This is a genomic window from Bacillus sp. JH7 (genome assembly GCF_001563515.1).
GTDB lineage: Bacteria > Bacillota > Bacilli > Bacillales > Bacillaceae_G > Bacillus_A > Bacillus_A cereus.
This window is the reverse complement of record NZ_LPUS01000030.1, coordinates 16194-28590: the sequence shown is the minus strand read 5'-3', so window position 1 is coordinate 28590 and position 12397 is coordinate 16194. Positions and strand designations below refer to the sequence as shown.

Here is a 12397-nt window from a genome sequence, read left to right as displayed (position 1 = left end):
TATTAGTTTTTTATCTACATAAATATTACATTGATTCTAAAATCAAAACTTTATCAATTCATATTTTGAAATGATAATTTATTTTCTAAACCATCAGAACAAACAATAATATAATGATTTTAAATCCTAATTATTAGTAATAAGATTTTACATGCCCTACAAATATAATTCAAACTCGAATTAAAGTTTTTATGTTAGATAAAAGTATTTTTTCGTATATATACTGTAGTTTGGAAACTAGCTGAGAAATTCAAGTATTAATTTGTTTGTCGATTAAACAAATTGATAATTTTTTTTAGAAATATATACAATAAAATTGATTTAGAAAGGATGATTGCATTATGGTGCAAATACCACAAACAAATTCTTTATCAGCAAATATTGGGCCTGTTTTTAAACAAGAAGAAGATGGAACTTTTAAAATTTTAAAATACAAAATTTTCAGCATAGAGACTCTAAAAGCAGTTGGTTCATTAGGGGGGGATACATTAAAGCAAGCGTATAAAGATTCTCAGACAGATGGTGGGAATTTTAACAACACTTTTAGAACTTTAGCAATGGGTGCAGCGGCGCTGATCCCGTATGGAGGGATGGCTATTTCTCCATTAATTGGGCTACTATGGCCAGAGGACAATACCCATGCAAACAATCAGTTAAAAGCATTGATGGATAAAATTGCTGCGCAGACACATGAACAAATCACTGAATATAATTACCAGAAACTTAGCGCAGAAGTGAATGATTTAAAGGAGAAAATGAGAGAATTTGAAAAATTAGTGAATCATAATGAGGTTTACTATATTAATGATCGTCTTACTCCAAGAATGAACATACAAAACAAGGCTGTACGGCTTAATGATCAATTTAGAACGATCATAGCAAAATGTCAGACACCAGGCCACAGAGATAGAGAGCTGCCGATATATATGACTTTAGCGATTTCCCATATACATTTCATGAATTTTATTTCAAAAAATGGAAAAAGTTTACTGAATTTTGATGATACAGTTTTAGAAAAGGAATTTTTGGACAAAGGGAAGCAAGAAAAGTATACCAAGGAGTACATCGATTATATATACAGCTTTGCTAAACCGGCTTTAGAGCATGCAAATCAAGTCGTAAATGAGGCGTTACCAAACATGGCGTTCCAACGCGACTCTGCGCCTGCTAATGTTCCTATTATATCTGCTCTCCATGATCAACTTACAGAATCTATTAACAATGTTATCAAGGGAACTAGCAGCAACCTTGAAGACGTTTTAAATAGAACAATAAATAATATTGCATTTAAACAAGCTATAAATCTCAAATCTGAATGGACTCTGGATCAAAATGGACGAACTTTTTACTATAATCTAGATGGTTCGATTCAAACTGGGTGGAAAGAAATTTCAACTTCATTTGCAACGAGACATGAAATAAGCTTGAATAGGTTTATGGAGAATGTATCGCTAAAAACATTGCTTCCATATACATGGTATTACTTCAGCACTGAAAAAAACAATAAATTTGATAAAGGAGAAATGTATAGAGACACTAAAGAAACTATTAATGGTAAAGAATATCAATTTGATATATATGGTAGGTGTCTAAATCCAGATGGAGGGCCAATAACTGGTTGGTCACAGCAAGGTGATGGATGGTATTACTTCAGTTCAGCAGACGGCACTAAAAATTGGAATGGTACCACATTTAAAAGAGGAGAAATGATGACTGGGTGGGTACGTGATAACATATCTAAAGAATATTATTTCTTCACTCCCGAAAAAGCTATAAGTTATGACAAAGTAAAGCTTGAAAAGGGACAAATGGTTACTGGATGGATAGAATTCCCTCATGGTAGTAAGAAATGGTACTTTTTGGATATGGATGGAAGTATCACTGGTAAAAAAGGTCAGCTAGTTCACAATAAAGACTTCACTGTAGATGGGAAAAAATATCAATCAGATGGAGATGGTTTTGTAACCAATAAATAATAAAGATTCTGTTGCAAAATTTGAAAAAATATAAAGTTATTCACACAATATGGTTAACGTTTAAGGGATTCTGAATAATCGATATAATTCCTTATACGTCGAAAAAGAGAAGTCTGGAATGTGACTTCTCTTTTGTTTGTATATAGCATGAATCGTTGCGATTCCTTTAATAGTACGAGAAGCATGACGAAGAGTTTGAAATCCAGCTGATTTCACAAATCGGCGTTTGACATGTCGATGATCCTGTTCAACAAGATTATTACGATGTTTAATCGTACAGTGTTTGGTATGTGTATAATAATCGTCTTTTTGTAATTTTTTAAATGCACAAAACAAAGCAGGAGCCTTGTTTGTCATAAGAACCGATGGTTCTCCAAACGGTTTGATCAGCCTTTTCAGGAAGGAATAAGCTGCTTGATGATTACGTGTTTTTCGAAGTTGAAAGTCCAGTGTATGTCCATCACTATCAATGGCGCGATATAAATAACACAATTCTCCTTTGACTTTAATATACGTCGCATCCAAATGCCAAGCCTGGTGTGCTGATTTGTTTTTCTTCTTTGACATTTGATAGATGAGATTGCCATATTCCTGTACCCAACGCATGATGGTTGTAGGATGAACCGATACACCACGTTCTTTCAAGATTTTAGATACGTCACGATAGCTTAAAGAAAAACGACAGTAGTAGCCAACGGCTACTAAAATAATGTCTTTCTTAAACTGCTTTCCTTTAAAGTATCGCATGTATCATTCTCCTCAATACATTTTCCCTACAGTTTAGCTTCATTTAAAAAACTTTGCAACAGAACCCTTTTATCTGTGATGAAACACCATTATTTTCTGTCCACAGTAATCCAACTAGCTGTGAAATAACTATCCCTGCATATGGAATGATCTCCGTGCCTGCCATAAATAGAGTTCTAAAAGTATCATTAAAATTCGGAACATCCTTTTGTGCATCTTTAATAAATTGGAAGGCGGTATTAACTCCTGCCTTCATTGTGTCCTTGGTAGCAAATGCTTTAAGAAACTTGTCCCGTAATGTTTTTTCTGGAATGATTTTTTCCACCTGTATCCCAATATCGTTGAGTGTGTGTGATGAAATTACTGAAATATTGTCCTCTTCAGCTGCAAATGCTGAGGTGGTACGCCCTAATGTCATGGTTGCTGCTGTTGCAAGAAGCACCTGTTTGTATTTACGCTATTTTTATACTTCATACGTGTACTTCCTGCCTAGCTTATTTTACGAATAATTGTATCTCATCAAGTAAAGAAGTGACCTGCTTGATTAAAGGCTTGCGGATTTATGTTGTACATGATAAAAAGTGTTATTGGCTAATGTAATAAATAAAATTTTGTTTAGTTCGTAATATGTTTTTGAAGGATTATAATAGTGGGAATTTAGGAATTAAGACTCGGTGAAACAAGATTTTTTGCTTGTATTACGCACATTGGACATGTTAGGAGGTTAAAATTGCATAGTATGATCTAATTTGATATCAAATAAAGTCAATTAGGTAGGGTGCGAATACGTTAACAGAAATACCACGATGCATGGATTCCGTTGAGGATGCTCTTGCATCTACTAATGTTTTTCCATCTGGATAAAATTAGGTACATATCGTTAATAAAAGGTATTATTTGACTTCAATAAAGACATTAAAGTCATTGTAAAATACAAACAAATAAAGGAACATTAAATTAATAAAAATAGTAATGTTATAAAGTTAAGTTGGTGAAATTATTGAGGATTTAAATTCTATAATAAATTGTTAATACATTAAAGGTAAAAGAGTAGCTTAGATGTTTATGCAAAAAACATACGCCTTAAAGAAATAATTGAAATTCCTGTTTTAAAGATTATAAACACAATATGAAAAATTGAAATATCGAACTAAAGTATAAGGGAAATAGTAAGGAGAGTATTAAATGAATGTTTTTTATACATATAGACAACAAGCCGAAATATTAAAAAAAATTGGACACCCTGTTCGTTTGTGTATATTGGAGAAATTAATCAAACGAGGTAACTGTAGTGTGACTGAATTATGTGATCTACTAGAGCTTCCACAATCTACAATATCTCAACATTTATGGGTTTTAAAAAGTTTGCATATTGTAGATTGTAAGAATAAAGGTAGGATGAAGATATATAAAATTTGTCATGAGGGCGTAAGAAAAATCGTTACTTTATTGGTGAAAGTTTGAAATGTAAATTATAAACATAATGTTTTATCAGGTGATTTATGTAATGTGGAGAATACCATAATGTGATAATGCCTCAGCACTAATCACAAATATAATAATAACGGAAGGAAGGAATATGAAAGCAGTTGAGCGAAAAATTAGAATTCTGTATTTAAAAGAAAATCATTGCGGAGAATGTAATTATAGAGATAAAGAATTTCAATATTGTATTCAAAACTGTGAGGTAGGCCAAGAATTAAACAAATTATATGAAAAAGGATTTAAGAAACGATCTAAACAAAGGAAAGATAAAGAAAAAATTTGGGATGAAAAGTGTGAATATGCAACTTGGTTATATGAAAAAGAAATAGAATATCCTGTTATTGCGAAGATATTAGGGTGTCATATAAGTAGTTTATATAGGGAGCTCAAAAAAAGAGGGGATTTAAAGAATCCTAGTAATAAAAGATTAAAGGATTCTAAGTTTTATATATAGATTTTTTAGAAGTAGTATGAGTAGTGAATCTAACACCTTATAGAAAATAAAATATCTATTGAATTGGTATTCTGCAAAACGGAAGCTATTCTTATTTTTTACAAAAAGATAGAGTAAGGAAACTATTCAAGAGGGGGCAATAGATGAATGGAGTGTTGGGATTCTTGAAATTAATTTAGTAAAAATAATCGATATGCACATTTTATTCTTAGTAGAAAGCAAAAGAATGAATATATATTATTTTCTATAGATCTGGATTCCCTAGAGCAGGTGTCAGAAAGAATGATTTGGGAAATATTTTTCACCTTCTGCCAGAAGTGAAAAGGACCAGCTATGAATTAGAAGATATAAATGATAAATTTTTCATTGGAATAATTGTTCTTTTCATATTAACGGCACGAGTGAAACAGCATCATTTTTCTCTCACATGATTCTAAGTTGTATACACATTCTTAAGATAGCTATCTATTTTTGTTCTTTATTATATATTATCAAAAATTATTTATGTTAAAGTGATTTTTAGTAGAATTTGTAGATTGATATTATGAGATAGTTTAGAGAATCAAAAATATTTATAAGGAGAAATTATATGGAATTAACAATCAAAGATTCAAGTTAGATAAAAACTATTGAAACTTTAACCGGTTTACTCAGTTTTTTTGAAGAATACGCTTACTAATGAATTTAGGCATGAGTTACTTAATCAATCCTTTTATAAGAGAAATTCTGAAAAAAGTCAGATGACTCTAAATAGATTTTGTGAATTGATTAAATTTGAATTAATTCATAAAAAATTAAAAGTAGTGAATTAAGAGAAATAAGATTGGAATAGTAAAATTAAATTCAGAGAGATGATAGGATAATATTTTATTATATTATATTCATTTTAAAAACCGCATGTAAAAATTTAATATAAGGAGATTTTAAAATGAAATGTAAAGCTGGAATACAAGTGAAAAATTGTTTCAAAAAATCGTTATTTGTTACTGCTACAGCTATAACTTTAGGTATAAGCACATTGGGAGGTTCTGTTTCTGTATTTGCTGCTGAGTACGTGATTCCAATAGTAGATCCCAAGACGCTGGAACAAAGTCCTGAAGATTCTCAGGAACGTATAAAAAAACAAAATGTCACAAGAGAATATTTCAAGAGTATATCACAAAAGACACTTCCTGTTTTAATCGCGGTGGATAAACAGTATCGAGATGCACACTCTGATTGGAAGACGCGAACAAAAGAATTGGTAGAAAATGGAACGAAAGATTTTAAAGAATACTATAATATTAAATATGTTCCTATTCAATTTTACGAATGGGATTCGAAGGGGCAGGATCGGTCTGATATAATGTATAATTTTGCTGATGATTACACTAAATATATAACGGATAATTCTAATCTTTCAGGTAGCTTTGGTCTTGTAATTGGGTTTACTGCTAACAAGGATTATGGTAGTGCTTATGGAGGAATGTTACCACAAACGGTAGGTCTAGAAGAAGGTGAATCCATTCCATTAGTTACTATTAAAGATGTTCCTATCGATAATATGATTTGTAGTATAGAAAGTACAATTAAACATGAGGTATCCCATACTTATAGCGTCCCAGATGATAATAGATGGCTAAGAAATAGTGTAATGTCTTCTAAGGTGGGTGTTATAGAATGGTCATCAACTGAAATGGAAATTATCAGAAAGAATAGGGATCGCTATCAAGACCATAAAATTTAGAAGGTTATGTGTTACTGTTCGCCACATATGAGTTCATAAGTATGATGATGTGATTTTTTAAATTTAGAGAAAGAACATAAGTAGGTAAGCTAATCGCAAAGGTTAGATGAGATTTAAGAATAAAAGAAGTGTTCTCTATAGTATGATTGGCAATAAGCCCTTTAGATTTTCGATTCCGTAAAAAATAAAATAATTAGGTGATGTATGTTTTTATGCACATGTTATTTACTATATAAGCAGTATTTGAAGCAGCATATTGAATAAGGAAAATAAAGATTTAAAAAGATACTTTATTAGATCTTTAAGGTTCTAAAATGTGTTATACTTCTCTTAAATTTAAAGCTATCGAAAAATAAATTTTTTCATATAGAAACAAGACCGAAGTTCGTAATGAAACTTCGGTTTTGTTATGTACAATGAATTTTTAATATTAAGCAATATTTACATTTTCTTTGAATATTAACTGCTATGTGTAAAAATATTTATTCGTAAAAATGGTGATATTTTCCTTATAGTTCAACTGTTAATATATTTCAATTATAAGAATTTTTTTATTACTTCTAAATTACGCTTGGTAGGTATAGTAGAAATAAAGATAACTGGAACGTGATTAATTTTAATAGGAGTATCAGTTATAATACAAGATACATCTGAGTATTCTGCGCTTAATCTTGTTAAATCTTCATAGTGTACATTTATAAAATTTATATTTTGTTTGAATATTGAATTAAAGAATTCCATTAAATATCTTTTCCAATGTTCGCCTTCCTTTGTGTATAAAATTAATTGAGTAGTTCTTTTTTGTAGTTTCATTTGTCGTGTGACTATATGCATAGTTAATAAAGCGACATGAGATGTTGATATATTAGGATGTAGACTAGAATTAATATTTTTATATTCTTTTTGTAAATTTCTCAATTTTTTGTTAATTAAATAGAAGATAGCAGAGTGTTTTTTCTTTATATGAGAAGTAGTTACATAGTTACTCCAATCATTAGATTGTAAGAAATTCTGTTTTTTAGGTAACAGTATTTGGTTTAATAAATTTATAAATTCAAAATCACATAATAAGTTCATTTTATATTTTTCTTCAAGTTTGTATATAAAAGTTTTTAAAATTGGGCATGGAGGATCTTCTGAGGAACAAATGGGTTCCGGATTTTTTGCTTTTTCATATGTATACGCTGAAGAATTAATTGCCATGATAAAAATAACAATATCTAAATTAGTTAATTGAATATTCTGTTTTTTGAAAATGCATTTAGTGATTTCTCTTAATTTTTTATATTCAAATGATTTTTGTATTTGTTTAACTTGCCAATGCTTTAATGAAATTGAATACCCGTTGTTTTTTCTTTTTAAATATAAACAAATAAAATAAGATAGTTTTTTTATAGAGTCTTTATAGAATATTATGTTTTTAGCTTTTTCAACTGTTGTCAAGTATTCTATGAGTAATTCACGCTTGAATTGTTTGAAAGGCCACTCCTGATCACTATATGCATTAATATATAAGTCATAATACATAAGGAGTATATCCACATTTTTTCCCGATAGTCTTAATGGGGATCTTTTTAATCTTATATTGTGTTGATGTAAGTGATATGTGACCTCGTTTAAAATGTTCTGTACTTTTTTGTTTTGAATATATAATTTTTCGGCTAATACTGAATTAGATGATACTTTTGTATCTAATAAAATAATTAGTGTTTTAAAAAATAGAGTGTGTTTCCAATATAAGAATTCTATTTCTTTATTGCATGCATTGAAAGGTTTGTATAATTTTACACCTTTATTTTTACAAGTTTTGATAGACCAGTTATTAGGAAGGTTTTTTTGTAAATATAATGAGTCTCTTTGTATTGTTTTTGTAGAACAATTAAGTTTAATAGCTAGTTCATTTATGGAAAACCATCTAAACTCTTGTACTAAATGCTTTAAAATATGATATTGGCGTTTAATCAGCATATCGGATTCTGTTTATTGATTTTTAAAGAAATATTAAAAATCAATAAACTCCTTCCACCTCCAGATTGATAGTTTTTTGTAGCGATTTTAATTAATTATGTTGAACACAAAAACATTTTAAGGTATAAAGTGCACTTTAGGGCAAGGAGAGAATTGTAATTAAATCGAAAGGGTCTAATTAGTTTAGTTAAAAGGGTCTATTTGAACAACAAACATTAAAGGTTCTGTTGCAAAGTTTTTGAAAGTAAGCTAAACTTTTGCAAAATAGAGTGAGGAGCATCCAAAATGAGATATTTTAAAGGGAAATAATTTAAGAAAGACATTATTTTGGTAGCCGTGGGATACTATTGCCGTTTTTCTTTAAGTTATCGGAATGTATCTGAGGCTGAGGCCCTGAAAGAACGAGGAGTTTCTGTTCACCCTACAACCATTATGCGCTGGGTCCATGAGTATGGAATTTTGATATCTATCAAATTTGGAAGAAGAAAAACAAAGCCGCAGGCCGTTCTTGGCATTTTGATGAAACGTATATCAAAGTTAAAGGGAAATGGTGCTATTTATATCGTGCCATTGATAACGATGGATATACACTAGACTTTCAACTTTGAAAAACACGTAATCCTCAAGCCGCTTATGCCTTTATGAAGAGGCTAGTCAAACATTTTGGAGAACCATCTGTTCTTACTACCGACAGGGCCCCAGCGTTACTTTGTGCATTCCAAAAATTACGGAAAGATGATTATTATCCACATACCAGACACTGTACCATTAAACATCGTAATAATCTCATTGAACAAGAGTATCGGCATGTCAAACGCCGATTTGCGAAATCGTCTCGGTTTCAAATTATCTGACACGCTTCTCGTACTATAAAAGGGATCGAAACCCTTCATGCCATACACAAACAAAAGAGAAATCGCATTCCAGATTTCTCTTTTTCGGTGTACAAGGAATTACAGCAATTATTCAGAATTTCTTAAATGATAACTGTCTTTTGTAAACGGGTGTATGTTTTTTCAAACTTTGCAACAGAACCTCTCCATCATAGAGTTTTTTCTTCATAAGACACCTCGCACTTTTTTATTTGTTTTTAGTATAAACTCTCTGTTCGTTGTGTCTATCATTTAGACTAGCATTATCCTAATTTTTAAAATTAGCTTGCTTTTAAAAAATATATCCCAATCTAAACTCGAATTAATTTTTTTGCGTTAACTAAAGGCGCTTTTCGTTATATATAACCTACACCATCAGGCTTATAATAAGGTGTACCATTTTTTTACCTTACAAAATAATCAAACCAGAGAGGAAATACAAGTATGAAGTCTAAAGAGCAAAACCATCAAAAGCGTAAATGCAAACAAGCGCTTCTTGCAACAGTAGCGACAATGACATTAGGAGTAAGCACATTAGGAAGCACTACTTCTGCATTTGCTGCTGAACATACGACAGGGGCATCAGGACAAGCGACACCGAAATCCGAAGCAATCGGAAAGGGTGCCACAGTTTATTCAAATTATTCTGTTTTAGAAAATTCTTTAAAAGACATAAAAACATCTCTTAAAGTATCCATTATTAAGGATCCTAACTCTGATAAACAACGTGCAATCATTAGTACCGATGGTAGCCGTATAGCTGCTAATAAAACACTACTAAGCGGCTGGAATGATTATTATGCTGCTATAAAGTGGGCATCATCGTATGATGTACAAATGGAATTACCTAATTCAAAACAAGAAGCAGAATTTCATGAAGTCTCTCCAATAGATGAAATACGGGAGAAAAAAGTTTCAAATTCTGTAGGATATAAAATAGGTGGAGAGATACAAGCTGACCTTGCTGGAAAGGTAGGAGGAGAGGTTAATTGGTCAACAAGTGTAGAATATAACCAAGCTGATTATATAACCCGCTTAAAGAAGAGTAACGCACATACGGTTCAATGGAACGTTCCATTTATGAACGCGATGAATGGAACTTATGGTCCATATGATAGAGATTCTAATGATTCTGTTTATGGAAATCAACTTTTTATGAAGTCTCGACTCAATAACAATGCAGTAGATAATTTTATACCCACTGAACAAATGCCTGCTTTGAGCGCAGAAGGGTTTTCTCCTGGCGTGATTGCAGTTGTTGAGGTACCTAAAAATTCAGAAGAATTAACGGATCTGACAGTAACATATGCTAGACATTCAGATAAATATTCGTTAAGATGGTTGAATGTGAATAGCTTTTTCTCGAACTGGGTGGGTTCAAATACCAAAAATGTAAGTAGTACGGATTCGTCCCATAGGTATATAATCGATTGGAAAAATCATAAGTTAATTGAAAAAGGAAGTTCAGAGCATACAGAATAGCATACTCTGATGCCTAAGGCATGGTTGTCGATGCTAATAATTAAGACTCCAGAAATTTACAATTAAAGACATTTACAGGATCTGCTCATCAACAATGGGTATTCAACTATGATTTTGAAAAAAAAGCTTATCGAATCGTCAACAAAGATCTTCCTGATCAAGTTTTGAACTGGACCACTGGTATGAGACAAGACAGGAATAAAACACCTAGACTACCTGTTCCCTATACTCAATCGGGGACAGGTAGTTTAATTTTTTTACGGTCGTATATGAGTATAATAATGCATGAAATGATTTACTTTTTCTAGTACAATAGAATTTGCAAGACGTACCCTTTTTGGGGTGTAGAATTCTTCCGACTTTATGGTGGAGTGGGAGGATTCGATAACGGCATTATCGATGCAGTTCCCTTTCCAGGACATGCTTATGATAATGCTTTTTTCTTCATCTAAATCTTGAAAAGCATAAGAAGTATAAACGGATCCCTAATCGCTATGGAGGATAACTTCTTTTGCTTCTCGGTTCTCACAGGCAGCTCGTAAGGGATACACCTTGGTTCTCCTTTATCCGATAGGCGATGATTTCATTATTATATAAGTCCATAATCGTTGATAAATACATCATAGACTCTAAAAATAGGAAGTATGTAATATCCGTTACCTACTTCTGATAGGGTCAATCTGATTGGAAATCTTGTTTTAAACGATTTGGCATCATTTTTTGGCTTTCTCCAAGGATTTTCACTTTCCGTTGTGGTTTCACTCTACACTGAGGACTATGTTTCTACATAATCCTTTGTACGGTCTTTCGATTGACATGTACAGCTATTTGGTACAAAGCTGAATAATCTTTTCTTCTAAAGGTAGCAACCTCCATGCCTTTTCTCTCCAGAGATAATAGGTAGCTCGAGATATGCCCATGCATTTACAAATGAGACCAATGGGATAATGACTTTTCATTTCTTCTACAAACATAACGAGGATTTCTGGGACCATCTTCTTTCGATTTCCTGATACTTTTTTTATATCTCCACTTTCATCTCAAGATAGATATTCGCGCGTTTTAGCTCCTCTACGTCTGTTAAATCAGTAGGCACCTTTCCATGTTTGTATTGCTTACCAATTGGTTGTGCCAATTGAGGTGGTACAGTAAAACTGGAACACAGTATAGATATAAATAATTCTATATAAGAGGTGTTTCAGATGAAAAAACAGTATGATGAAATGTTTAAAAAACAATATGTGGAATTGGTGGTTAAAGAAGGGCGTACAATTTCCAGTATTCAAAGCGAATTTGATTTAGGGCATGGGACCCTTAATTTGTGGATAAAAAAGTATTTTTCCCCACTTCTAGATAGTGAGGAAACTGATATAGCAGAACTACGTTCTTTACGATGAGAAATTCAGGCATTAAAAAAGGAAAATGAATTTCTAAAAAAGGCGACAACCTTTTTTGCCAAAACCCAAAACTAACACGTTTTCAGTTTATCAGAAAACACCATCACATATTTGGAGTGCGCTGGCTTTTCCATCAATTACAAGTTACTATTAGTGGTTTTTATGATTATTTTTATCGTACTCCCACTGAAAATCAGAAAAAACGTAAAGAGACAGCGGCTTATATTGTCATGCAATTTAAACGTTTAAAAGGTAGAATGGGATATCGAAAATTGTACCGTTATCTTATA

General features: G+C 31.7%; 9 protein-coding genes and 1 pseudogene. 7 read left to right on the top strand and 3 right to left on the bottom strand.

All coding sequences use genetic code 11. The features are described from left to right. The first annotated feature begins 341 nt into the window (after positions 1-341). Positions 342-1976: an insecticidal delta-endotoxin Cry8Ea1 family protein gene (locus AU379_RS23715; protein ID WP_061139797.1), complete on the top strand. Its 1635-nt coding sequence runs from the start codon at positions 342-344 to the stop codon at positions 1974-1976. Between the two features lie 60 nt (positions 1977-2036). Here the strand turns inward: AU379_RS23715 and AU379_RS23710 are convergent, their stop codons facing one another. Both AU379_RS23710 and AU379_RS23705 read right to left on the bottom strand, forming a co-directional pair. Then, positions 2037-2723, bottom strand: coding sequence for an IS6 family transposase (locus AU379_RS23710; RefSeq protein ID WP_061139796.1), 687 nt, complete (start codon positions 2721-2723; stop codon positions 2037-2039). A gap of 43 nt (positions 2724-2766) precedes the next feature. Continuing rightward, a complete protein-coding gene (locus tag AU379_RS23705; RefSeq protein WP_061139795.1) occupies positions 2767-3141 on the bottom strand; it encodes a hypothetical protein in 375 nt (124 codons plus the stop codon). Between the two features lie 767 nt (positions 3142-3908). Here AU379_RS23705 and AU379_RS23700 point away from each other — a divergent pair. The 3 genes from AU379_RS23700 (at position 3909) to AU379_RS31045 (ending at position 6388) form a co-directional block, all read left to right on the top strand. Beyond that, positions 3909-4187: a metalloregulator ArsR/SmtB family transcription factor gene (locus AU379_RS23700; protein WP_061139794.1), complete on the top strand. Its 279-nt coding sequence runs from the start codon at positions 3909-3911 to the stop codon at positions 4185-4187. 115 nt (positions 4188-4302) lie between these two features. After that, positions 4303-4662, top strand: coding sequence for a hypothetical protein (locus AU379_RS23695; RefSeq protein WP_061139793.1), 360 nt, complete (start codon positions 4303-4305; stop codon positions 4660-4662). A gap of 928 nt (positions 4663-5590) precedes the next feature. Continuing rightward, positions 5591-6388, top strand: coding sequence for a hypothetical protein (locus AU379_RS31045; RefSeq protein ID WP_061139792.1), 798 nt, complete (start codon positions 5591-5593; stop codon positions 6386-6388). A 537-nt stretch (positions 6389-6925) separates the two neighbouring features. On the opposite strand, the gene AU379_RS23685 is transcribed toward AU379_RS31045, so the two are convergent. Then, a complete protein-coding gene (locus tag AU379_RS23685) occupies positions 6926-8356 on the bottom strand; it encodes a helix-turn-helix domain-containing protein (protein ID WP_061139791.1) in 1431 nt (476 codons plus the stop codon). A gap of 321 nt (positions 8357-8677) precedes the next feature. Between AU379_RS23685 and AU379_RS29860 the strand changes: the two are divergent. The 3 genes and pseudogenes from AU379_RS29860 (at position 8678) to AU379_RS23675 (ending at position 12107) form a co-directional block, all read left to right on the top strand. Beyond that, positions 8678-9336 (top strand): annotated as a pseudogene (locus AU379_RS29860) (IS6 family transposase). Positions 9337-9672: 336 nt separating this feature from the next. Beyond that, a complete protein-coding gene (locus AU379_RS23680) occupies positions 9673-10710 on the top strand; it encodes a beta-channel forming cytolysin (RefSeq protein ID WP_061139790.1) in 1038 nt (345 codons plus the stop codon). 1202 nt (positions 10711-11912) lie between these two features. After that, positions 11913-12107 carry a transposase gene (locus AU379_RS23675; protein ID WP_232487804.1) on the top strand — a complete coding sequence of 65 codons (195 nt, stop codon included), beginning with the start codon at positions 11913-11915 and terminating at the stop codon, positions 12105-12107. Positions 12108-12397 lie beyond the last annotated feature (290 nt).